General features: G+C 58.0%; 21 protein-coding genes. 10 read left to right on the plus strand and 11 right to left on the minus strand.

What is annotated here, in order from left to right:
• Positions 1-26: 26 nt before the first annotated feature.
• The 5 genes from dnaE to EL361_RS10910 all read right to left on the minus strand — a co-directional run bounded on the left by dnaE (position 27) and on the right by EL361_RS10910 (position 6,460).
• Positions 27-3,482 (minus strand): DNA polymerase III subunit alpha, encoded by a 3,456-nt coding sequence (gene dnaE, locus EL361_RS10890; protein ID WP_126379433.1) that lies wholly within the window; start codon positions 3,480-3,482, stop codon positions 27-29.
• A gap of 152 nt (positions 3,483-3,634) precedes the next feature.
• Positions 3,635-4,366, minus strand: a complete 732-nt coding sequence (locus EL361_RS10895; RefSeq protein ID WP_126379435.1) for a substrate-binding periplasmic protein — start codon at positions 4,364-4,366, stop codon at positions 3,635-3,637.
• Positions 4,367-4,535: 169 nt separating this feature from the next.
• On the minus strand, positions 4,536-5,300 hold the full coding sequence (locus EL361_RS10900) for an acylneuraminate cytidylyltransferase family protein (RefSeq protein WP_126379437.1): 765 nt from the start codon (positions 5,298-5,300) through the stop codon (positions 4,536-4,538).
• Complete coding sequence (locus EL361_RS10905; protein ID WP_126379439.1) at positions 5,297-6,028, minus strand: SDR family NAD(P)-dependent oxidoreductase; 732 nt, start codon at positions 6,026-6,028, stop codon at positions 5,297-5,299. Before EL361_RS10905 ends, EL361_RS10900 begins: the two co-directional genes overlap by 4 nt.
• A 3-nt stretch (positions 6,029-6,031) precedes the next feature.
• Positions 6,032-6,460, minus strand: a complete 429-nt coding sequence (locus EL361_RS10910; protein ID WP_126379441.1) for a cupin domain-containing protein — start codon at positions 6,458-6,460, stop codon at positions 6,032-6,034.
• Between the two features lie 150 nt (positions 6,461-6,610).
• On the opposite strand from EL361_RS10910, the gene EL361_RS10915 reads away from it, so the two are divergent.
• The gene (locus tag EL361_RS10915; protein WP_126379443.1) at positions 6,611-7,225 is read left to right on the plus strand and encodes a YigZ family protein; all 615 of its coding nucleotides are present in this window, start codon (positions 6,611-6,613) and stop codon (positions 7,223-7,225) included.
• Between the two features lie 15 nt (positions 7,226-7,240).
• On the opposite strand, the gene EL361_RS10920 is transcribed toward EL361_RS10915, so the two are convergent.
• The 5 genes from EL361_RS10920 to surE all read right to left on the minus strand — a co-directional run bounded on the left by EL361_RS10920 (position 7,241) and on the right by surE (position 13,121).
• Positions 7,241-9,157, minus strand: a complete 1,917-nt coding sequence (locus tag EL361_RS10920; RefSeq protein ID WP_126379445.1) for a molybdopterin-dependent oxidoreductase — start codon at positions 9,155-9,157, stop codon at positions 7,241-7,243.
• A gap of 107 nt (positions 9,158-9,264) precedes the next feature.
• On the minus strand, positions 9,265-10,119 hold the full coding sequence (locus EL361_RS10925; RefSeq protein ID WP_126379447.1) for a hypothetical protein: 855 nt from the start codon (positions 10,117-10,119) through the stop codon (positions 9,265-9,267).
• A 140-nt stretch (positions 10,120-10,259) separates the two neighbouring features.
• The gene (gene gap / locus EL361_RS10930) at positions 10,260-11,261 is read right to left on the minus strand and encodes a type I glyceraldehyde-3-phosphate dehydrogenase (RefSeq protein WP_126379449.1); all 1,002 of its coding nucleotides are present in this window, start codon (positions 11,259-11,261) and stop codon (positions 10,260-10,262) included.
• Between the two features lie 22 nt (positions 11,262-11,283).
• Positions 11,284-12,207 carry a class II fructose-1,6-bisphosphate aldolase gene (gene fba / locus EL361_RS10935; RefSeq protein ID WP_126379451.1) on the minus strand — a complete coding sequence of 308 codons (924 nt, stop codon included), beginning with the start codon at positions 12,205-12,207 and terminating at the stop codon, positions 11,284-11,286.
• Between the two features lie 158 nt (positions 12,208-12,365).
• On the minus strand, positions 12,366-13,121 hold the full coding sequence (gene surE / locus EL361_RS10940; RefSeq protein WP_126379453.1) for a 5'/3'-nucleotidase SurE: 756 nt from the start codon (positions 13,119-13,121) through the stop codon (positions 12,366-12,368).
• Positions 13,122-13,328: 207 nt separating this feature from the next.
• On the opposite strand from surE, the gene EL361_RS10945 reads away from it, so the two are divergent.
• The 7 genes from EL361_RS10945 to EL361_RS10975 all read left to right on the plus strand — a co-directional run bounded on the left by EL361_RS10945 (position 13,329) and on the right by EL361_RS10975 (position 19,598).
• Positions 13,329-14,369: a 3'-5' exoribonuclease YhaM family protein gene (locus EL361_RS10945; RefSeq protein WP_126379455.1), complete on the plus strand. Its 1,041-nt coding sequence runs from the start codon at positions 13,329-13,331 to the stop codon at positions 14,367-14,369.
• Entirely contained in the window at positions 14,345-15,025 is a 681-nt protein-coding gene (gene tmk, locus EL361_RS10950) for a dTMP kinase (protein WP_126379457.1), read from the plus strand. Before EL361_RS10945 ends, tmk begins: the two co-directional genes overlap by 25 nt.
• 3 nt (positions 15,026-15,028) lie before the next feature.
• A complete protein-coding gene (locus tag EL361_RS10955) occupies positions 15,029-15,784 on the plus strand; it encodes a glycosyltransferase family 2 protein (RefSeq protein WP_126379459.1) in 756 nt (251 codons plus the stop codon).
• Between the two features lie 367 nt (positions 15,785-16,151).
• The gene (locus EL361_RS10960) at positions 16,152-16,958 is read left to right on the plus strand and encodes an amino acid ABC transporter permease (RefSeq protein ID WP_232034763.1); all 807 of its coding nucleotides are present in this window, start codon (positions 16,152-16,154) and stop codon (positions 16,956-16,958) included.
• Positions 16,959-16,962: 4 nt separating this feature from the next.
• The gene (locus EL361_RS10965; protein ID WP_126379461.1) at positions 16,963-17,736 is read left to right on the plus strand and encodes an amino acid ABC transporter ATP-binding protein; all 774 of its coding nucleotides are present in this window, start codon (positions 16,963-16,965) and stop codon (positions 17,734-17,736) included.
• A 44-nt stretch (positions 17,737-17,780) separates the two neighbouring features.
• Positions 17,781-18,614, plus strand: coding sequence for a transporter substrate-binding domain-containing protein (locus EL361_RS10970; RefSeq protein ID WP_126379464.1), 834 nt, complete (start codon positions 17,781-17,783; stop codon positions 18,612-18,614).
• Positions 18,615-18,716: 102 nt separating this feature from the next.
• Complete coding sequence (locus tag EL361_RS10975; protein WP_232034764.1) at positions 18,717-19,598, plus strand: amino acid ABC transporter permease; 882 nt, start codon at positions 18,717-18,719, stop codon at positions 19,596-19,598.
• A gap of 493 nt (positions 19,599-20,091) precedes the next feature.
• Here the strand turns inward: EL361_RS10975 and hisC are convergent, their stop codons facing one another.
• Positions 20,092-21,168 (minus strand): histidinol-phosphate transaminase, encoded by a 1,077-nt coding sequence (hisC, locus tag EL361_RS10980; RefSeq protein WP_172961716.1) that lies wholly within the window; start codon positions 21,166-21,168, stop codon positions 20,092-20,094.
• A 291-nt stretch (positions 21,169-21,459) separates the two neighbouring features.
• On the opposite strand from hisC, the gene EL361_RS10985 reads away from it, so the two are divergent.
• Positions 21,460-21,714, plus strand: coding sequence for a glutaredoxin family protein (locus EL361_RS10985; RefSeq protein ID WP_126379469.1), 255 nt, complete (start codon positions 21,460-21,462; stop codon positions 21,712-21,714).
• A 31-nt stretch (positions 21,715-21,745) separates the two neighbouring features.
• Positions 21,746-22,099: a ferredoxin-thioredoxin reductase catalytic domain-containing protein gene (locus EL361_RS10990; RefSeq protein WP_126379471.1), complete on the plus strand. Its 354-nt coding sequence runs from the start codon at positions 21,746-21,748 to the stop codon at positions 22,097-22,099.
• Positions 22,100-22,142: the final 43 nt, after the last annotated feature.

Consider the following 22,142-nt stretch of genomic DNA (forward strand, 5'->3'; position numbering starts at 1 on the left):
ATACTCGGGAAAACCCCGAGATCAATTTATTGCAATGTTTCAATCTTTTTCCAGAAATCCCGGCAGGCGGTTACCTTGTACTGCGGCCCCAGGGCCAACTTGCAGGCAAATCCGTCCACCGTAAGCCACAGATGCACCTCAGTCTTTCCCGGGAATCCGGCCAGCACGTCCTTGAGGCGATCCATGCCGCCATTGCCCAGGGACTTGGCAGACAGATTCAGATTCACCGGCAAGGTGTTGGCAGACAGGGCATCGGCTAAAATCTTTACCTCTTCAAGAATCAGCTTGGCGCGTTTGGGCATCCCCTCTTCCTGAGGCAATCCACCATCACGGTCACTGACCTTGGCCACAAGCAGGAGCGGCTCATCCTGCTCCAGAATTTCCTTCACTTCGGGCCAGGCACGGGGAAATACAGTCAGTTCACCGTTGCCCACAAGGTCCTCGATCTCCAAAAAGGCCATCTTGTCGCCCTTCTTGGTGATAATCTCCTTGCGCCCCGTGACGATGACCGCCGTACGAATCTCGGCTTCGTTGGGGTAGTCGGCGGCATCCTGAAGGTTGATCAGGTTCATGCGCCGAAGCTCGTGGCGATAGGTCAACAATGGATGGCTGGACAGGAAGAACCCCAGAACTTCCTTTTCCACCCGCAATTTTTCGTCGTCGCTCCATTCCTCGGTAACTGGCCCTTCCATGTTCAGACCCAGCCCCGGCAGAGACGGCATTTCCATACCGACCATGCCCATCAGGGACATCTGACCGCTGTCCTTCTCCTTGGCCCGCTTCTGGGCCAGGGCCACCACCTTGTCCAGACCGTCCGCCAACAACGCACGGGGCACACCCAGGCTGTCCATGGCTCCGGCCTTGATCAGGTTTTCGAGCACCCGCTTGGTGACCTTGCGCAGAGCAACCCGCTCGCACAGGTCCAGCATGCTCTTGAAAGGGCCATCCTTCTGGCGGGCATCCACGATCTCGCGGATGGCCTCGTCACCCACGTTCTTCACCCCTGCCAGACCAAAGATGATCTGCCCTTCCTCAGGCACGGTGAAGTGACGCATGGAGCGATTGATGTCCGGAATCAGGACCTCGATCTCCATGTCCCGACAGGCATTGATGTATTTCAACAGCTTGTCGGTATTCGAGACTTCCGAGGTGATCATGGCCGCCATGAACTCGGTGGGGAAATGCGTCTTCAGATAGGCCGTGTGATACGAAATCAGCGCGTAGGCAGCCGAATGCGACTTGTTGAAGCCATAGGCCGCGAACATCTCCATCAAGTCGAAGATTTCCTTGGCCTTCTCCTTGGTGACGTCGTTTTCAGCCGCACCCTTGTAGAAAATCTCGCGCTGCTCGGCCATGGCCTCGGCATTCTTCTTACCCATGGCGCGTCTGAGCAGGTCTGCACCACCCAGGGTGTAGCGAGCCACGACCTGAGCAATCTTCATGACCTGTTCCTGATAGACGATGACGCCGTAGGTATCTCTGAGCACGGGCTCCAGCGAGGGCAACGGATAGGTGACCGGCACCTCACCGTGCTTGCGCTTGATGAACTCGTCCACCATGCCCGAGCCGAGCGGTCCGGGACGATACAGGGCGAGCATGGCGATGACATCATCAAAACAGGACGGACGAAGCATGCGCAGGTACTTGCGCATACCGTCGGATTCCACCTGGAAGATACCGTCGGTATCACCCCGGGAATACAAATCGTACGTCGCAACATCATCCAGAGCCAGGGTATCCAGATCCGGGACATCCTTGCCCTGTTCGGCAATGATATCCAGGCTATCCTGGATCACGGTCATGGTCCGCAGGCCCAGGAAGTCGAACTTGACCAGCCCGACCTTCTCCACCAGTTTCATGTCAAACTGGGTAACGACTTCGCCCTTTTTCCCGCGATACAGTGGCAGATACTCGTTCATGGGGCCGTCGGAAATGACCACGCCAGCCGCATGGGTCGAGGCATGGCGGTGCATGCCTTCCAGACGACGTGAAACGTCGATGAGCTTGGCCACCCGCGAATCGTCACGCATCATCTGATGCAGCTCGGGCTCCATCTCCAGAGCCTTGGAGATGGTCATCTTCATTTCGTCGGGAATCAGTTTGGCAATCTTGTCAGTCTCGGCAAAGGTCAGACCCAAAGCACGCCCCACGTCGCGCACCACGGCCTTGGCCTTCATGGTGCCGAAGGTGGTGATCTGGGCAACGGAATCCTCACCGTACTTCTCGGCGGTATACCGAATGACTTCTGTGCGGCGACGCTCGCAGAAGTCAACGTCGATATCCGGCATGGAGACGCGTTCGGGGTTCAGGAACCGCTCGAACAGCAGGTTATACGGCAGGGGATCAAGGTTGGTGATCTTCAGGGCATAGGCGACCAACGATCCCGCAGCAGAGCCACGCCCCGGGCCCACGGGAATTCTGTTGTCCTTGGCCCAGTTGATGAAGTCCTGCACGATGAGGAAGTAACCGGGGAAGCCCATCTCCAGGATGACCTTGAGCTCCAGCTCCAGACGATCCCAATAGACCTTCTCGTCCACCTCGTAAGGGATGTTTTCCAGGCGTTCCTTCAGGCCCTCACGAGCCAGGTCACACATCTCGTCGCCCAGGGTCTTGCCTTCGTCCACTTCGTAGACCGGGAAGAAATATTTGCCCATGGGGATTTCGACATTGCACTGCTCGGCAATGCGTACGGTGTTCTCGATGGCCTGCGGGCAATCGGAAAACTCGTGGGCCATTTCGTCAGGCGAGCGGTAGTACAGCTCCTTGGTGTCCAGGCGCATGCGCTTTTCGTCGTCCACGCAGGCGTTGGTCTGCACACAGAGCAGAATATCATGGGCTTCGGCATCCTGCGCGGTCAGATAGTGGCAGTCATTGGTGCCGACCAGAGGCAGATTGGTGGCCTCAGCCAGCTCCAAAAGCTGCTGGTTGGCGCGAATCTGGTCGGCAATGCCGTTGGCCTGCAACTCGATGTAAAACCGGCCCGGAAAGATGGACTCGTACTCGCGGGCAGTCTTGATGCCCGCATCCATGCCCTTGTCCAACAGATCACGTACAACCTGTCCCTGCAAACAGGCAGACAAACCAATGATGCCATCGCTGTATTTACGCAGCACATCCAGAGACACTCTGGGTTTATAGTAGAAACCGTTCAGATAGCCTTCAGTAACGATCTTGGTCAGGTTCTTGTAGCCGAGCAGGTTCTGGGCCAGCAGCACCAGATGATAGCGTCGCCTGGCGTCCTGGCCCTCCTTGATATTGTGATCGCCCAGAGAGACGTAGACCTCTGAGCCGATGATGGGCTTGATCCCGTATTTCTTGGCGGTCAGCCAGAACTTGGCGGCTCCGTACATATTGCCGTGGTCGGTGATGCACGCCGCGGGCATTCCAAAGTCCTTGGCCGTGGAGCACAGGTCATCGAGACGGATGGCTCCGTCCAGCAGGCTGTATTCTGTATGGCAATGTAAATGAACAAAATCAGGCATCTGTCTTGGGGATCCTCCTAGAGTTCGCAGGCCGGTTTCGGCCTCCCACTGGGAGTAGCAGAAAAAGCCCAGCGGGCCAATGCGAGGTTAAGACAGAGAGAAGAAAAAAGAAGCAAAATAAGCATTATTTCAGATAATTAGATCAACACAATTCATTTACACTGAAAGCTGTCCCCCAGCACGGAACGCATCAGTCGGGCATAGGTCCCATCCTGTTTCATAGTGCGAAGGGCAACAGCCAAACGGGGAGCAAGAGATGCGTATCTGCGATGGACATAAAGATACATGGGGCGGAGAGCCAATGGAGGTGAGGCCTCTCGGACCCCCTGAATCCCCATTTGCCTGATGATTCCATTTCCGGTGTAGCGTTCATGCAGAGCGACTTCCGCATGCGCATGATCAAGCATTCTGAACAATTGTTCCGGGCTGGACACCCACGTTGTCTTGGCCGCTGTGGGAACTTTTTCTTCATAGATTTTCCAACCACGAATCGCAGCCACAGACCGCCCTCTCAGGTCATCCCAAAAGAGCTGATCCAAGGACGCACCCTTGGTGAAACCAACAAAATAATATTCGATAATGGGTTCGGAAACCATGACCAGGTTCGTATAGGTCAACTCCATGCCGGCCGTTCGCGGGACTTCGACATCGCTTTCCCCACGATTGACCATGACCAGAGCACGAGCAGGAGGGAGCCGCAGCAATTGCAGTTCATGCCCCACACGCGAAAACAACTCGGCCAGCACCAGGTCCAAAGCGCCATCTTCGGCAACCGTGGACAACGGCGGCTTGATCGATGTGTTGACCTTGAGCGTAAGCGGGACGGCATAAGCTGAGCTTAAAGCAGTCAAAACAAGTAATGCAGCAAGAAAATGCCTCAACATCCTTCATCTTCCCTTCCCGGGGAAATACAAATTGTTCTTTAAACTGTTTCTGCTCATCCAACAACCAGCCACAGTATCAGCACATACGGCCTCCCCCCTGCGCGTGAGACCAGTAAAAGCCCCGCTTCACACAAGGCAAAACGGGGCTGAAAAAACAATTTAAGTCATATCAATCCTCGTAAGGGGTATCGCCTTCCGAGAAGCCATGATCCTTGAGCCAGTTGATGGACATGTCCAACTGCCAACGCTCGTCGATGTCGCACCCGTCACCATTGACCACAGGAAGAATGTTCTGCCCCATCCAGCGCTGAGGCAACAGCCCCTCGGCCATGTTGGCAATGCACTCTCCCCGACACACGGTGTGACTCATATCTGCGAAATAGGACGTTCCCTGGCTGCGACGATCACAGGACAAAGTCTTGGGATCACCAAAGGCCTCGAAGGGAACAAAGGGTTTCAGATAGCCATCTTCACCGAGTTTTCTGGCCCGCAGCGGGCTGTACATGTCGAACACCGAGACCGTCACGGCGGAATCCGCTTCGGGATTGGCCTCCAGTTTCTCGATGGCTTCATCGATGAGGGCCGCATTGATGGTCACAGCGTTGCACATCAGCACCACGACATAGTCGGGAGCCTTGCCCAGCCGTGAGACGACCTCGAAATAGCCATGCTCAAGGGCATCTTCGAACAAGGCCTCGTCATTGGCCAGTTCCTCCGGGCGTTCGATGACTTCCACTCCCATTTCAGGTGCCGCTGCAATGATTCCCTCGTGATCCGTGGAAACGAAGATGTGATCAACGAATCGGGAATTCTTGGCCGCCATGATGGGATAGGTAAACGCGGGGCGCCCCAGAATGGTCATGGAATTTTTGCCAGGGAATCCGGAGGAACCCTTGCGCCCCAAAAGTAGGGCAACGGTGGTCTTGTCGCTCATAACATGCCTCCATTAACATCAAGGCAGGCCCCGGTGATATAGGCCGCCGCATCGCTGCACAAAAACAAAACGGGCCCGGCCTGATCGGCCACGGTCGCCACCCGCTGCATAGGGATCTTGGCTTCAAGATCGGCAATGGCTTCGGGAGTCATGGACTCGCGCAACATGTCCGTCATGGTCTGACTCGGGCAATGCGAGTTGATATTCACCCCATGGGCTGCGGCTTCGTAGGCCAACTGCCGAGTCATACCAATCATCCCGGCCTTGCTGGACACATAGTGTGCGCCGCTGACCACGCTGCGGTGCCGGCCTGCAATGGAAGAAATATTCACGATCTTGCCGAACTTTCTGGGCACCATGCGGGCCAGAGCCTCCCGACACAGCACAAACGCCGCGCCAAGGTTGACGTCCAACACGCTGTCCCATTCGTCCTTGCCGATCTCCTGATTGCCCTTGCAGAAATTGATGGCAGCGGAGTTGACCATGATGTCCAACGGAGCCACGGCATCGATGACGGCAAAGGCAGCCTTGACCTGCGCCTCGTCGGTCAAGTCGGCGGCCAGATGCGTGGCCTTGTCCATCCCCAGCCCCGGCTTGCGCGACAGGTAGAAGACACGCGCTCCAGCGGCGAGCAATTCTTCCACAATGGCCTTGCCAATGCCCCGGCTACCACCGACCACAAGTGCGGTCTGACCGGAAAAATCAAAACGGATATTCTTGAATCCCATAGTCTACTCCGCGTAGACGTGGTTAACGTCCGGGCGGGTGATGGCAAAGCGAATGGCGGACTTGTCGCCCACGCACCTGATCTTGTGCTTCACTCCCTGAGGCACGGTCACGATATCACCGGTAACGACCCGGCGCGTGCCTTCGCCATCAATGAACCATTCCCACTCGCCTTCCATGATCACCCAACATTCGTGGGCATCGGGATGGAAATGCAGGCGGTTGCCCTCGCCAGGCAACTGCTGAATCAAAACACCGCCGAACACATCGTTATAGACCAAACGCACGGCCCAGGAGCCTTCGCCCATCTCGTCCTTGATGGCGGCAAGATTGGTGACAGGAACGTTCTCAAAGGTTTTCAGGACGGTCTTTTCCACTCCGTCATCCTTGAGCACACGGGCGACATCATCGTCATGGCGTTGATTCTCAGACATCAATATTCTCCTTTTCGGCGCTCATGCGCCGCTGATTCCATGCAGTGCGAAACAGAGATTTGCAATCGGGAAGAGACTCTATTCTTCACGCGCCGAGGGTGTCAACCGGGCCTTGCCTCTCATGGGTGAGCGGGCTATGGCAAACGGGCCATGGCACTTCGTTATCCCATCCCCTCCGCCGACCATCGGTTGGAGAACTCCATCAAACGCAGCCGATTCATTGTCAGCGCGGCCCATGCCCCTGATGCTGAAACGGCCAAGGCCTTCATCAACGACATCCGTGCCGAATTTTCCGACGCCACCCACAATTGCTGGGCCTTTGCAGCCGGACCTCCGGGTGACACCCGCGTCGTGGGCATGAGCGACGACGGCGAACCCCACGGCACGGCCGGACGGCCCATGCTGCACGCCCTGCTCCATTCGGGAGTGGGCGAGGTGGCAGTGGTGGTCACGCGCTATTATGGGGGAATCAAGCTGGGCACCGGAGGGCTGACCCGCGCTTATTCGGGCATGGTGACCATGATCATTGAAGACATGCCGCTGACCGAAAAAGTGGAGACCGTGCGCCTGCGCGCCGAGTTCGATTATCAAGCCGTAACCCAGGCCAAGCGACTGCTCCCGGATTACGAAGCCACGGTGCTGAGCGAAGACTACGGGGAGCGGGTGGCTTACATTCTGGAACTGCCCGAAGAGCATGCCGCAGCACTTACAGAGGCCCTCGTCGAATTGACCGACGGCAAGGCCGTCATCACTCCTGTCTCATAGCGCTTCCCCACAAGCTCAGCTCTCCAGTCGGACCCGCTGGCTGTAATAGGCCGTGCCACCACCCATGTCCGTTTCGGCGGGAACCACAAGCGGATTCAAGCCCTTGCCATAGCGCATCCAGCCCCCACGGCGTACCACCACGGCTTCGGGATGCACAGTATCGTCCAGCACCAGCCGAACCTCGATCCGACCTCGTTGAGAAACGACAAACACGGGCTTGTCCCGGTCCACCTTTTCCAGCATCGGGCTTTGCGACGAAATATAGACCTCAGGCAGCCCCTCCCCCTCGTCACCGGGAGGCAACTGGGAGTGGATGGTCTTCCTGCTGATCAGCGTCAGCAAATTCAGGGGGTACTCGGCCGGTTCCTCCGGTTCGGGAGACAGTTCCTCTACAAACCGAAACTTCCCGTCCGCATGCCCGAACTCGAGATTCTCAAATGCCACGACAGGCCAATCGGCCTTGGCAAACCCCTTGGCCCGCAATTCATCCAGAGTCACCTTCAGGTTCGGAGTCTGTAGCCCACGGGCCAAAGTCTCCTCCCGGTCGGGCAGCAGCACGGGCTCGGCCAGGCGCTTGCCCAGATCCTCCAGAATATCCCAGTCGTTGCGGACCTCGCCCGGGGGGTCCTGCACCTTGGCAGAATGGGCCACCCAGTCGTGCAGACAGGACCCAAGCACGTCTTCGCGCTCGGTCATCAAAGCACACGGCAGAATCAAATCAGCCCGCAGGGCTGTATCCGTAAAGAACGTATCCACCGCAACCACAAATTCGCAACGCCCAAAGGCCTCGACCATCACATCGCCCGCAGGCATCTGATTAATGAAGTTACCGCCGTCCACCCAGATCATTTCAATGGGAGGTTCCGCTCGCATGATGGCCCGACCGATGTTGTGCACGGGCAGAGTCCGGCGCGGTTTGTCCGCCGCACCGTCGTCCGACCATTTACTGAAGTTACGGCCCGAGGAGATATTGTAGTGTGCACCACCCCCAGCAATGCCCACATTGCCCGAGAGCATGACCACGGCATCGATCCAGCGCACGTTTTCGCCACCATGCAGGTAGCGTTGCAGGCCCCAGCCGATGACCGAAGCCGTAGGGCCATCTGCGGTGTACCAATCCAGAACCATCTCGAAATCAGCACGGGACACGCCACAAGCTTCCAACAGGTCATTGGTTTCCATCCCGACCACCAATGACTCAAGGGTCGAAAGATTGGCAGCGGCATCGCGAATTTCGGCTGCCACGCCACGAGTCAGCAGCCCCTTGCACAGGGCCGCAGCCAGAAAGCGATCCGTACCCGGACGAATCAAGACGATTTCGTCGGAAAAGCCCTCGTTCCCACCGTAGGCCGGGGAGATAGTCAAGACCTTGGTCCCGGCCTTACGCGCGGCCTTGACGATGGCGGCCTGGTGCACCGAGAACCGAGAAAAATCCCGGCCCCAGTTCACAATGCGCGACGCGTTCTGAAGGTCCTCCGGGTGGTTGGTATCCAGTACGCCGAAATCTGCCTCCGAAGCCACGATTCCGGCCTCATCACAGGGCGAACCGCTCAGGGTCGAGCTGCCCAGCCGCCCGAAGAACCAGTTGGAAACGCCAGCCAGCACCCCCCGGTAGCCGTGGCCCTTCATGTGCAAAATGCGCTCGGGCTTGTTGCGCAGCTTATCGATGCGCCGGGTGACGAGATCAAGGGCTTCGTCCCAGGTCACGGGCCAATAGCCCGCGCCAGAGCGCACCAGCGGCTGGGTAATACGCTCGGGATGGGTAAGCATCTGCGGATACTTGGCCGTCTTGGCGCAGATGAAGCCCTTGGTGAAGGGATGCTCCGGGTTGCCCTTGAACGAACAGCTTCCGTCCTCGTTTTTGGTCACGACAATGGAACAACAGTCCGGGCAGTCACGGGTACAGGCGGAGACAAATTCAGTAGTGCTCATGCACATTCTGGTAGCCCAACCCGCCCCGAGGCGTAAAGTGACAATCGTCTGAACGAGGCACCGCCTTCGACTTGTCGTAGACAGTGCCCTTCTCCACTTCCACCAACTCAGCGAATCTCCACCTCATCCCGCACCACTTTGAAATATCCTTTCCAGACGTTGTAGTCCCCGCGATCACAAGTCTGAGGGTCGTTAATAATATTTCCGGAACTATCAAGATTGGTGGCTCGTCCCTCTCCAGGCTTATGAGACCATGTGCCATCACTGCCCTTGCGCCACCAATGATAATCCTCATCCCCTCCCGTCAGATCCAAGGCCAACGCCACGTAATGCCCTGTCGCCAGAACCGCGTTAGCATTGGGTACCGCCTCCAAGCCATCTGCCCTTGCAAGAACAGCAGTACGGCGGACCACTCCAACATTGCGACATCGGCTAGCCCTCCCTGGTTGGGCAAAGCCATTCGTCAGAATGTTCGTCGCATAATTATAGCAATTATTACGATGCCGCACATAGCTGCTGATATTCCAACGCCCTGGATTGTATGAAGGAACGACCGTCAGCCCCATGGCCTTGAGCTTCACCCCCGGCCCATTGTGGACATTGGTACGGATATCTTCATTCATGGAGTCATGCTGGCCGGGCGTAAGACTGACCTGCCCTACCTCAAGTAGAAACTTCTCCAAGAAGGATTGATCGTCCACCCGGTTCTCCTCAAAATAGCCATCCAGATCGACCAACCCATCATGCACATACAGCTCATCAGGCACTCCACCCTCATCCGGTTCCGTACTGACCAATAGTCCTCCGTAACCGAGATAGGCATGGCCCCTGGGGTAGCTCTGCCCGCTGACTGGCTTTTCCTTTTTCAGAATATCCAAAAACATGTTTTCCTGCTCATCATCCAGTTCCCAGACCGGATTGGGCAAACCCGCATTGATCATGGCCCGCACGATGGTAGACATAGATTCCTCCTGCACGTTGAGGTGGCCCTTCCCGGGGTATGTCTATATAGAATAATCTACACACCAAGGAACAAAAAGAAAACCCCCATCTCCAAAATCAGGAGATGGGGGCCATTATCGCTTTTTTAAATCAGAGTTCTTTACAGGTCCTTGCCAATCAACTTGATGAAGCGCATCAGCTGGTTGGTGAACCCACTCTCATTGTCGTACCAGATGATGAGCTTGAGCTGAGTGCCGTTCATGACGGAGGTCAGCAGACCGTCCACCACGCCGCCGTTCTCGTTGCCCGTGTAGTCCACGGACACCAACGGAATCTCGGAGTAGCCCATGTAGCCCTGCATGGAGCCTGCGGCGGCTTCCTTGAGCAGAGCATTGACTTCCTCGGCAGTAACGGACTTCTCCAGCTCACAGACCATGTCCACCAGCGAAACGTTGGGGGTCGGCACACGCATGGACATGCCGTCCAGCTTACCCTTGAGTTCCGGAATGACCATGGTCACGGCCTTGGCCGCGCCAGTGGTGGTGGGCACAATGCTCATGGCGGCAGCGCGGCCACGGCGCAGGTCCGAATGAGACCCGTCCAGAATGCGCTGGCTCATGGTGTAGGAATGCACGGTGGTGATCTGACCGTGCTTGATACCGAAGGCGTCATGAATAAGCTTCACGGCCGGAGCCATGCAGTTCGTGGTGCACGATGCGCTGGAAACAACGTCATGCTTGGCGGAGTCGTACAGGTCGTGGTTCACGCCCATCACAACGGTCAGGTCCACATCCTTGCCCGGGGCACTGATGATGGCTTTCTTGGCACCACATTCGATATGCTTGGACAACCCGGCCTTATCCTTGACCCTGCCCGTCGTCTCGATGACCAGATCGACGTTGCCATCCTTCCAGGTCCACTCGCCAATGGGATGGCGGGTGACGATAATTTCATTGCCGTCAACGGTGAAACCGTTTTCCGTGGCCTTGACCTCACCGGGATAGGTTCCGTGAACGGAGTCGTACTTGAGCAGGTGCGCCAGAGTCTCGTTATCGGCACGAGCGTTGACCATGGCGACTTCATAGCCGGTTTCCTGAGCCATGAGACGAACCAGGTATCGGCCAATGCGGCCGAAGCCGTTGATTCCAATGCGTACAGCCATCTGTCTCTTCCTTTGCGTTGCGTTAGATCTGGTTGGAACAGCCGAGCACATTCTTGATCTTGTGCTGCACCATGTCCTTCACGGCCTGGCGCGCGGCGCCCAGGTACTTCCGGGGGTCAAATACGGTGGGATTGTCCACGAAGGACTTGCGAATAGTGGCGGTCATGGCCAGACGGATATCGGTATCGATATTGATCTTGCAGACGCCAAAGGTTGCGGCCTTGCGCAGCAGGTCTTCGGGCACACCCTTGGCACCGGGGATGTCACCGCCGTACTGGTTGGCCATTTCCACGAACTCCTGCGGCACCGAGGATGACCCGTGCAGTACCAGAGGATAATCAGGCATGATCTTGGTGATCTTTTCCAAACGCTCAAAGTCCAGACGGGGTTCGCCAGCAAACTTGTAGGCCCCATGGCTGGTGCCGATGGCAATGGCCAGGGAGTCACAGCCCGAGCGCTCCACAAACTCCACAGCCTGGTCAGGCTCGGTGTAGACGTTTTCCTCGCTGACCACATGCTCCTCGATACCGGCCAGGCGGCCCAACTCGGCCTCAACCCAGACGCCGCGGTCATGGGCGTAGTCCACCACCTGTTTGGTGATTTTGATGTTCTCGTCAAAGGACAGGTGCGATCCGTCGTACATCACGGAGGTAAAGCCACCGTCGATGCAGGCCTTGCAGATGTCGAAGTCAGCGCCATGGTCAAGATGCACGACCACGGGCAGGTCGGCCTCGACCAGGGCAGCCTCGATAAGCTTCATCAGGTAGATCTGGCTGGCGTATTTGCGAGCGCCTGATGAAATCTGCAGAATCAGAGGGGCCTTTTCCTCTTCTGCGGCCATCATGATGCCCTGAATGATTTCCATGTTATTGACGTTGAATGCGCCAACAGCATGGCCGCCCTTATAAGCCTTCTCGAACATCTCTTTGGGTCCGGTAAGCGGCATGGGGTCCTCCTCGAAAAGCTATGGTTCAGGGCGGGACGCATGCAGCTCCCGTCCGGTCGATACACAATGAATTGATCGAGCCCGCCTCCCCCCGGGGTGCGGCACTCTAAAGTGACATGCTGAAACGAATTATTTTATAGACTGAGGGCGGTAGGCTGTCAACGAACGGCCAGTGCCTCCAGACGGGGCAACAGTTCGGAGTCCGTAAAATTGAACCTGAGTGGGGTCAAGGTAATATGACCATCCCACAACAACGCCCGGTCCGTATCCGGCGAGACCTTCTCTTTCGGAATCTCCCCTTCCAGCCAGTAATAGTCACGCCCGCGGGGGTCCTTACGCGCGACATACCAATCGCGATAGGCCGCCGTGGTCTGACGGCACACGGCCAGCGGTTTGGCTTCGGTCAAGGGACAGTTGGGAAAATTCAGATTCAGCACACTTTGCTCGGGCAGCTGCTCCCAGTCCATGCGTCCCACGAAATCGGCAGCCCAGCCCGCCTGCTCCGAGGCATCGGTGAAATTCCAGTTATCCAGAGACACAGCCAGGGCAGGCAGCCCCATGAGCGCCCCTTCAGTGGCGGCGGAAACCGTACCGGAATAGATGATATCAACGCCCACATTGCAACCTGAGTTGATGCCCGACACCACAAGGTCAGGTGCCTTGTCCAGCAACTGAGTCAGCCCCAGCTTCACGCAGTCCACAGGGGTTCCGTTGACGCCCATGCCGTTGAAGCCGTTCTCCTGAAAGCGCTTCACCTTGAGCGGCATGGTCAGGGTCACGGCGTGGCCCACAGCCGATTGTTCGGAGACGGGAGCAACCACCTCCACGCTATGCCCGGCATCGCGCAGGGCCTGATCCAGAGCGCGCAGGCCCACGGCCTGGATGCCATCATCATTGGTCAACAGAATATGCATGGAATCATCTATCCTTACGGTAATCGGGGTGTATTTTTAGCCGCACGACATCAAAAGTCTGCTGCCGAGCTGTTCACCGCCAGATTAGCCCAGCAAAGCCACGTTCGCAATGCCGCGTGCACCCCTTGGGCAATTGCGCCCTCTTGCCATGTCTGCTATCGAAATGCAGCAAACCGTTATCGACATAACCACTGACCCCATCGGAACATGACGCAGAAAAGCACCTTCGTCCGAGACCTGACCCCCGGACAAAACGTAGATGAAATATTTCTTCTGGCCTCCGCCCAACAGGGCCAGGCCAAGAATGGTCCGTTCTGGTCCCTGACGCTGGCGGACCGTTCCGGTGAGATCCCCACCAAGATATTCAGCCCCCAGGCGCAGGCCATCACGAACCTTGCCGCCGGACAATTTGTCCGCATTCGCGGCATGGTGGGCACCTACCGCGACCAGCCCCAGGTCGTGGCCGACGCGGCCACGGTGGTGGAGCCCTCAGCCAATGGCTTGCAACTGGCCGACTTCGTCCCTGCCAGCGAACGCGATCCCGAAGACATGCTCGCAGACCTGGAAAAGCTCTGCAAAGAAAACATCCGCCACAAGCCGCTCCGTGTTCTGGTGCGCACCGTACTCACCAACAAACAGATCAAGGCGCGCATCATGCCTGCGCCCGGTGCCATCAGCATCCACCACGCCTATGCTGGCGGGTTGGTGGAACACACACTGTCCGTGTGCCGTCTGTGCATGTCGTTCTGCGACCTCTATCCTGAACTGGATCGTCAGGTACTGCTGGCCGCAGCCGTATTCCATGACCTGGGCAAGGCTTGGGAATACGCCCAGGGACCGGTACGCGAACACACCGATGAAGGCCGCTTGTTAGGGCACATCCAGCTGGGGCTGAACGTCATCGAGCCATTTCTCGCGACGGCCATGGAAAAGGGACTGGAACCCGAGGTGGCGATGCACTTGAAGCACATCATCGTCAGCCACCACGGCGAACTTGAATTCGGCTCACCCAAGCGCCCCAAGACCCCCGAGGCCTTTGCCCTGCATTTCGCGGACAATCTGGACGCCAAACTGAAGACCGTGGCCGAGGCCGTGGAACCTGCCGTACCCGAAGACGAAACCGGCTGGAGCCCCTATGTGCGCTCCCTGGGCCGATTCGTATACAAACCCAAGCGCACCCCCGACCCCGCCGCCGAAAACGGCGACGACAAAAAGGACGAGCAATGTTTATTACCTTTGAAGGCATAGAGGGATCGGGAAAATCCACGGTCATGGGCCGCGTCCAGGAGCATCTGGAAGCCCAGGGCTATGAGGTGTTGCGCACGCTGGAACCGGGCGGCAGCCGCCTGGGCCGTCAGTTGCGCAAAATCCTGCTGGACATGGAAAGCCGTGACCTGACCGGTGAGAGCGAACTTTTCCTGTATCTGGCGGACCGAGCCCAGCACGTGGCCTCAGTCATCCGCCCAGCTCTTGAAGCCGGACAGGTGGTCCTTTCGGATCGCTACGCTGACTCCACCATTGTCTATCAAGGCTATGGGCGTGGCCTTGACCCCAAGTTGCTGCACACCTTCAATGACGTGGCAGCCGGCGGCCTGTGGCCCGACCTGACGCTGCTCTTCGACCTTTCCCCCGAGGTGGGCTTGAAGCGTGCTTTGACCCGTAACCTGCGCGAAGGGTTGGCCGATTCCGAAGGCCGATTCGAGGCCGAAAGCCTGGAATTCCACAACCGCATCCGCGAAGGCTACCTGACCTGGGGATCGCTGTACCAGAAGCGCTTCCGCACGGTGAACGCCGAGCAGGGGCTGGCCGAGGTGGTGCGCGACGCCATCGAAGTCATCGACCAGAATCTGGTCAAACGCGCCGATTCCAGCGAAGGCCCCAAACCCAAGACCCTGCGGGACTAGCCCATGCCAGAGCAGATCACCGCTGTGATCCTGACCTTCAATGGTGAGAAGTGGCTGGAACAGACCCTGTCCAGCCTGGACTTCTGTGACGCCCTGCTGGTGGTGGACTCCGGCAGCACGGACACCACCCTGGCCATTGCCGAAGCCGCCGGGGCAAAAATCCTGCACCGCGCCTGGGAAGGCACCATCCCCCAGTTCAAATTCGCCTTCGAACACGTCAAAACGCCCTGGATCATCACCTTGGATCAGGACGAATTTCTGTCCCCCGAGTTGAAAGAGAGCGTCACCACTGCCCTCAGCGCTCCCGGCAACACCGGCGGCTACTGGTGCCCGCGCCGCTCCTGGTATCTGGACCGTTTCATCAAACACAGCGGCTGGTACCCGGACCTGCTGCTGCGCGTCTTCCGCCTGGACAAGGTGGAGATCCGGGGCATGCTGCCCCACGAGGAATTTCACCCCACGGGCGCCACCTCCCGTCTGAGCGGCGACATCGTGCACTACCCCTATGCCGACCTGTCCGAGCATCTGGACAAGATCAATTCCTACACCTCGCTGGCTGCCCGAGAAATGGCCGCCAAGGGCAAACGCGCCGGAGTGGGCAAGGCTCTGGCCCATGCCGTGGGAAAATTCGCCAAGCAATATCTGCTCAAGCAGGGCTTCCGCGATGGCCGCGCCGGGCTGGTGCTGGCCGTGCATTCCTTCATCTACGCCTTTCAGAAGTACATGAAGCTTGTGGAGCTGAACCGCAAGGATTCCTGAGCAGAACACGCAAGCACCCCGCCGGACAGCACTCTGCAACGGCGGAGACGACCCCCAATTTCCCACGCGTCCTCTCTCGAGCTGGTTACTTTTCAGGTACCACGTTCTCATCTTCCGAGTTTTTTGCTATGCTCTATTTTCTCCTGCGGGGAATAACCATGATACGTACAGCAAACACATACCGACCCGAAAGACTGCGGCAGACATCCGTGGTGTTCTACGGCCCGGGTGGCGGAGAATCCGGCCTGCCCACGGACGGAAACTGCGCCCTGCCCCGTGCAACCGTCACCATCCGCCTTTGTAAAGTCTCTCCACAACCCGCTACAAAACCCATCCCAGACCACCCCATCGACAGGAGGCCCCTGTCGTGACCGCTCTTGCTCTGCCTCTGGGCCGCGCCCTGCGTGCCCACTACAAGGATTTTGCACTCTATGCCTTGCTGCTGGGTGTCGTGGCCTGGTTCATCGCCTCAGGCGAACAAGGCCTGGGATACCACTGGAAGTGGTATCGCATGCCCCGCTATCTGTTCACCTCCGAAGGCGGTGTACTCAGTGCCGGGCCGCTGTTGCAGGGACTTTTCGTCACCTTCCAGATCGCCGGAATATCCATGGTGTTGGCCATGGCCTTTGGCCTGACCACGGCCATCCTGCGCCAATCCAGCTCCTTTGCCGCGCAGATGGTCGCGCGGGGCTACGTGGAATTCATCCGCAATACGCCGCTGCTGACCCAAATCTTTTTCATCTACTACGTCATCGCCCCGGTGCTGGGCATGGACGGCTTCGCCTCTGCGGTACTGGCCCTGTCGCTGTTCGAAGGGGCCTATGCCTCGGAAATCTTCCGCTCCGGCATCGTCTCCATCCAGGAAGGACAGTGGGAAGCTGCCTACAGCCTGGGCCTGTCGCGCTTCGACACCTACCGCACCATCATCGTGCCCCAGGCCGTGCGTCGGGTGCTGCCGCCGCTGACCGGTGTGGCCGTATCGCTGATCAAGGATTCGTCTCTGGCCAGCACCATCGCCATCTTCGAACTCACCCAACACGGCAATGTCATTTCCTCGGACACCTTCATGGTCTTCGAGGTCTGGTTCACCGTGGCCGCCATTTACCTCTCCATCACCCTGCCGCTGTCACTCGCCGTGGCAGCCATGGAAAAACGCCTGAAAGTGGACGAGTAAGCCCATGAAAATGAACAACCTGACCTCCGAGGCCAAATGCCTTGGCCAAGAAATCATCACCGCTCGCGGGCTGACCAAGACCTTCCCGGGCGGGGTCCGCGCCCTGGACGGAGTCTCCCTGTCCGTTCAGCAATGCGAGGTCGTAGTGGTCATCGGACCGTCCGGGTCCGGCAAATCAACCCTGCTCCGATGCCTGAACGGGCTGGAGGACGTGGACGAAGGCGCCGTGATCATCAACGGCACCCCTCTGGATGATTCCTCGGCCAACCGGCTGGCCATCCGCACGGAGACGGGCATGGTCTTCCAGTCCTTTAACCTGTTTCCGCACATGACCGTGCTGGAGAACATCAATCTCGCCCAGCGTCTGGTCCGCAAGAAGAGCACGGCCGAAGCAACGGAAACCACTCTGGAACTCCTGGAACGGGTGGGCCTGACGGACAAGCGGGACAGCCGACCGGCGCAGCTTTCCGGCGGGCAGCAGCAGCGCGTTGCCATTGCCCGCGCACTCGCCATGAATCCCAGGATCATGCTCTTTGACGAAGCCACCAGCGCTCTGGACCCGGAGATGATCGGCGAGGTGCTGGAAGTGATGAAGGACCTGGCCCACGGCGGCATGACCATGGTCGTGGTCACGCATGAGATGGGCTTTGCCCGCGAGGCCGGAGACCGAGTGATCTTCATGGAAGACGGCCACGTGGTGGAAGAAGCACCGGCAAACGATTTTTTCGACAACCCGAAACAGGAACGAACCCGGCTGTTCCTCAGCCAGATTCTGTAATCAATAGCCCATCGAGGGCATGAACCTGCAAGGAGAACAACACGATGCCCAAAGCAAAGAGACTGATCACGGCCCTGGTCCTGGTCCTGACCCTGCTTGTCTGCGTGACCGTAGCTCAGGCAGCCAATACGGGGATGAAGCTGACCGAGGAAAGCACCCTGACCAAGATCATGGAGCGTGGCGTATTGCGCGTAGGGTTCGACACTTTCGTCCCCTGGGCCATGAAGGACAAGACCGGCAAATTCATCGGTTTCGAAATCGATGTGGCCCGACGCTTTGCCCAGGACATGGGCGTGAAGATCGAACTGGTGCCCACTGCCTGGAAAGGCATCATCCCCGCGCTGCTGGCCGGAAAATTCGACCTGCTCATTGGCGGCATGTCCATCCGTGCCGACCGGGCGCAGCAGGTCTACTTCAGCCTGCCCTACTACTATTCGGGCCAATCCCTGGTGGCCAACAAGAAACTGGCTGCCGGCTTTGACAGTATCGAGGACTTCAACAGCCCCGACGTAACCATCGCCGTACGTACCGGCACCACAGCCCAGAAGGCCGCCCAGCGTTTCTTCCCCAAGGCCAAGAAAAAGCTGTTCGATAAGGAGCCTCAAGCTTTGCAGGATCTGCTCATGGGCCGCGCCCACGCCTTTGTCAGCATGGCCCCCCTGCCAGCACAGGAAGCCGTGAAAAACGCTGACAAGCTGTTCATCCCTCTGAAGAACAACCTGACCAACGAGCCCAACGGCATCTGCATGCGCAAGGGCGACCCGGACATGCTGAACTACGTCAACAGTTGGATTCTGGCCGTACAGGGCGAGAACTGGATTCAGGACCGCTACCACTACTGGTTCGAGACCATGGATTGGAAGAGCCAGGTCGAATAACAGGCCTCCGCATACTTGCAGACACTCAAGGCGCGCCCGCCCCGTGCGGGCGCGCCACACATTTCGAGCAATAACAATGACCATTCCTGGACAGCCTAGATAGTGCGGAAAAAGCCGATCAAATTCACCCCCCTCGACGCCGTGATCATCGGCGTGGGGATACTGTGCGTGGGACTGTTTATCTGGCGGGTCGAAGCTACGATGGACTACAAGTGGCGCTGGAATGTGCTGGTGCAGTATCTGCTGCGCTTTGATGCCGACGCCGGACGCTGGGTGCCGGGGCTGGTCACGGAAGGACTGCTGACCACCATCCGCCTCGCGGCCTGGACCATGGTCTTTGCCACGCTGCTCGGGATGATCATGGGGTTGGCGCGAACGGCCAAGGGCCTGTTTCCACGCATGGTGGGCCGGACCTATGTGGAGCTTATCCGCAACACTCCACCGTTGGTATTGATCTTCATCTTTTATTTCTTTTTAGCCGACCACCTCATGACGGCTTTGGGCGTGGACGATTTTATCCGCTCCAGCCCCCTGTGGTTCCAGAACCTGTTGCCGCATGTGGCGGCTCCCGTCCCGCGCATCTCCAATTTTCTGGCAGCGCTGTTGACCATGGCGGTCTACGAAGGCGCGTTCATTACCGAGCACGTACGGGCGGGCATCCAGTCCATCGAGCGCGGGCAGCACGAGGCGGCCTATGCTCTGGGCCTGACCCGCTGGCAGCAGATGCGCCACGTGATCCTGCCTCAGGCCTTTTCACGCATCGTCCCCCCCTTGGCCGGGCAGTTCATCTCCACCATCAAGGACACGGCCATTGTCTCGGTGATCTCGGTACAGGAACTGACCTTCCAGGGGCTGGAACTGATGGCTGCCACCTACATGACGTTCGAAATCATGATCACGGTGACGGTGCTCTACCTGATGCTGACGTTGACCTGCTCGGCGTTGGCGCGGAAGCTGGAGCTACGGCTTCGCAACAATCTGTAGGTTGCTCCAAAACGCACCATTGCTTCGTTGCCACGGCCAATTCACACCCTCGTGTACCGTAAAAGTACACGTCGGGCCTGAATTGCCCTTGCGCCTCGCACTGCCACATTCTGTAACAACCTACAAATGCATTGGACTTTTTTGAAGGATCGATCGCCCTCACTTAAAGTCCCCGCCCCATCCCTTCCATCGGGACATCAGGCCGCGAACTGGGCGGACCTTGGCCGACCGACTGAGCGGTCAGGCCCGGCTACAAATTCGACCATACAGGATGCTTAAACGTCGCCAAATCGACTCGTTTGGCGGTTGGGATAACTCACTTCCTTGACTCAAGGGGGGAGGGGAGGAGTCCAGAGGAGGTTTCGGGGGGAAAAAGCGCCAGCAATCCCCACCAACCTCCTCTGGTCCCGCTGAAGGCGGACGCTTTCGGCATTGCACATCAAGGCTGGAGCAACCGCTCCACTCTCCCCCAAAAACAACTAGGCAGATATGCCTACTCCCTCAACGCCACTCCCAACGCCTTCACAAACTCTTCATTATCCTCTTGGGTTCCAGTGCTGACGCGCAGCCATTCAGGCAGGCCCGCATAGTCCAACGGACGCACGGCCACGCCCTGCTTCAGCAGGCTTTCAAACACCTTACCGGCCTCGCGCTGAGGGCGAAACATCACGAACGGACCCTGGCCCTCCACGATTTCACAGCCCAGCCGCGTCAACTCCTGCTGCAAATACTTACGCCCCTCGCGCGCCAACTCGGCGGACTGCCTCCGAAAATCCTCGTCCGTGAGTGCTGCCAGTGCCCCGGCAATGGAGGGACCGCTTACGGCAAACGGCAACTGCATCGTGCGCAACTCTCGCGCTATGGCAACCGGCAGCACCCCATAGCCGACTCTCGCCCCGGCCAGCCCGTAGGCCTTGGAAAACGTACGGATGATGCCCAAATGGGGAACCTGATCCAGCACTCCCAACACCGAAACCGCCTGCGGGTCGTCAGCAAAATCCAGATAGGCCTCGTCCACCAGTAACAACGTGTCTTTCGGCAACGACCGCGCAAAATCCAGCAACTCGGCGCGACTCACGATCCGGCCCGTGGGGTTGTCCGGGTTGGCTACATAGACAAGGCGCGTACGTTCATCCACGGCCTGCCCCAGTGCCCCCAAATCCATGCCAAAGTCCGACCCAAGCGGCACCTGCCGATGCTCCACCCCCATGATCTTCGCCCGGTGGGCAAAGGCCGGAAAACACGGAGCAAAGGACAAGGCTTCGCCTCGCCCGCCAGCACAGGTCAGCCCCAGGAGCAACTCGATCAGTTGCACCGAACCCGCCGTGGTCACCACGCATTCTTCTGCCACGCCCAGCCGTTGGGCCAAGGCCACATTCAACTCCTGCGCCACCGCTGGCGGATAACGATGCGCCTGCATCGTTGCATGAGCCATGGCGATCCGCGCGGCAGGCGAGCACCCCAACGGATTCTCATTGCTATTCAATTTAACCACACGTCCACTTTGCGACTGCGCACGAGCCTGGGCTTCGGTCAGGCCTGCTGCGTATTCCCTTTCTCTTTCAGCCACTGTTCCCCCAACGATTGCGCATTGTGCCCGGCCAGCAAGTTGACCTTAACGACCCGACAACTTACATTTAACATTCTGGGTGGCTTGAGATGAATTTCATCCCGGCATCAGAGCCCAGTAGAAGAATCCTTTTCCGGCTGGTGGTTGCACCTGCTCCCTGAAAAGGAGCAATACGATTTCAGAATTGAAGCATAACCGGAATATGCTGAAATTTGAATTCATTGCAGCCATGCCGCAAACCGCGGATATTTCATCGGCCTGAACAACGGGCCACCATCAAAGGAGAACCCCATGGCCGACAAGCAAGTCACGGTCTACGCACTTTCCACCTGTATCCACTGCAAGCACACCAAAGAATATCTGGATAGCATGGGCATCACATACGCCTGTATCCACGTTGACCAACTGACTGGGGACGAGCGCAAGGATGCCGTTGAGCAGGTCAAGAAGTACAACCCCTCCGCCTCCTTCCCCACCGTGGTCATTGATGAGGATTGCGTCGTCGTGGGCTACAAGAAGGACGAACTGAAAAAGCACCTCGGCTAGTTGCCGGTAACATCAGAAAAGGGTGAATAAGATGGACGCCAAGCAACTGTATACAACACTGAAAAAGATTCAGGAGCCCAAGGGCTGCTACTTCAATGACGATCTCGAGAACATGACCCTGCCGCTGCTGGACAGTCTGCTGACCAACAAGGAGCGCTACGGGCATATGGCCTGCCCCTGCCGTTTGGCCTCTGGCGACTTTGAGCAGGACAGGGATATCGTCTGCCCCTGTGAATATCGCGAGCCGGACATGAAGGAATACGGAGCCTGTTTCTGCGGGCTGTACGTGACCAAGGAATGGGCCGCGGGCAGCATTGAACACAAAACCGTGCCCGAGCGCAGACCCGTAGAAAAAGTCATGGCCGCTTTGGGCCTTGGCGACTAGCCCGCCATACGAGCACAAAGAATAAGCGCCCTCCCGGTCAAAC

The organism is Desulfovibrio ferrophilus (assembly GCF_003966735.1).
Lineage (GTDB): Bacteria > Desulfobacterota > Desulfovibrionia > Desulfovibrionales > Desulfovibrionaceae > Desulfovibrio_Q > Desulfovibrio_Q ferrophilus.

Bases quoted from the DNA above. Each gene is read 5' to 3' on its own strand.
- EL361_RS10965 (WP_126379461.1), top strand. From the start codon at position 16,963: ATGAAAATGAACAACCTGACCTCCGAGGCCAAATGCCTTGGCCAAGAA.
- EL361_RS10945 (WP_126379455.1), top strand. From the start codon at position 13,329: ATGACGCAGAAAAGCACCTTCGTCCGAGACCTGACCCCCGGACAAAAC.
- EL361_RS10970 (WP_126379464.1), top strand. From the start codon at position 17,781: ATGCCCAAAGCAAAGAGACTGATCACGGCCCTGGTCCTGGTCCTGACC.
- EL361_RS10925 (WP_126379447.1), bottom strand. From the start codon at position 10,119: ATGTCTACCATCGTGCGGGCCATGATCAATGCGGGTTTGCCCAATCCG.
- EL361_RS10900 (WP_126379437.1), bottom strand. From the start codon at position 5,300: ATGAGCGACAAGACCACCGTTGCCCTACTTTTGGGGCGCAAGGGTTCC.
- gap (WP_126379449.1), bottom strand. From the start codon at position 11,261: ATGGCTGTACGCATTGGAATCAACGGCTTCGGCCGCATTGGCCGATAC.
- EL361_RS10920 (WP_126379445.1), bottom strand. From the start codon at position 9,157: ATGAGCACTACTGAATTTGTCTCCGCCTGTACCCGTGACTGCCCGGAC.
- EL361_RS10990 (WP_126379471.1), top strand. From the start codon at position 21,746: ATGGACGCCAAGCAACTGTATACAACACTGAAAAAGATTCAGGAGCCC.
- EL361_RS10910 (WP_126379441.1), bottom strand. From the start codon at position 6,460: ATGTCTGAGAATCAACGCCATGACGATGATGTCGCCCGTGTGCTCAAG.
- EL361_RS10905 (WP_126379439.1), bottom strand. From the start codon at position 6,028: ATGGGATTCAAGAATATCCGTTTTGATTTTTCCGGTCAGACCGCACTT.
- EL361_RS10985 (WP_126379469.1), top strand. From the start codon at position 21,460: ATGGCCGACAAGCAAGTCACGGTCTACGCACTTTCCACCTGTATCCAC.
- EL361_RS10955 (WP_126379459.1), top strand. From the start codon at position 15,029: ATGCCAGAGCAGATCACCGCTGTGATCCTGACCTTCAATGGTGAGAAG.
- tmk (WP_126379457.1), top strand. From the start codon at position 14,345: ATGTTTATTACCTTTGAAGGCATAGAGGGATCGGGAAAATCCACGGTC.
- EL361_RS10915 (WP_126379443.1), top strand. From the start codon at position 6,611: ATGGCACTTCGTTATCCCATCCCCTCCGCCGACCATCGGTTGGAGAAC.
- fba (WP_126379451.1), bottom strand. From the start codon at position 12,207: ATGCCGCTTACCGGACCCAAAGAGATGTTCGAGAAGGCTTATAAGGGC.
- surE (WP_126379453.1), bottom strand. From the start codon at position 13,121: ATGCATATTCTGTTGACCAATGATGATGGCATCCAGGCCGTGGGCCTG.
- EL361_RS10895 (WP_126379435.1), bottom strand. From the start codon at position 4,366: ATGTTGAGGCATTTTCTTGCTGCATTACTTGTTTTGACTGCTTTAAGC.
- dnaE (WP_126379433.1), bottom strand. From the start codon at position 3,482: ATGCCTGATTTTGTTCATTTACATTGCCATACAGAATACAGCCTGCTG.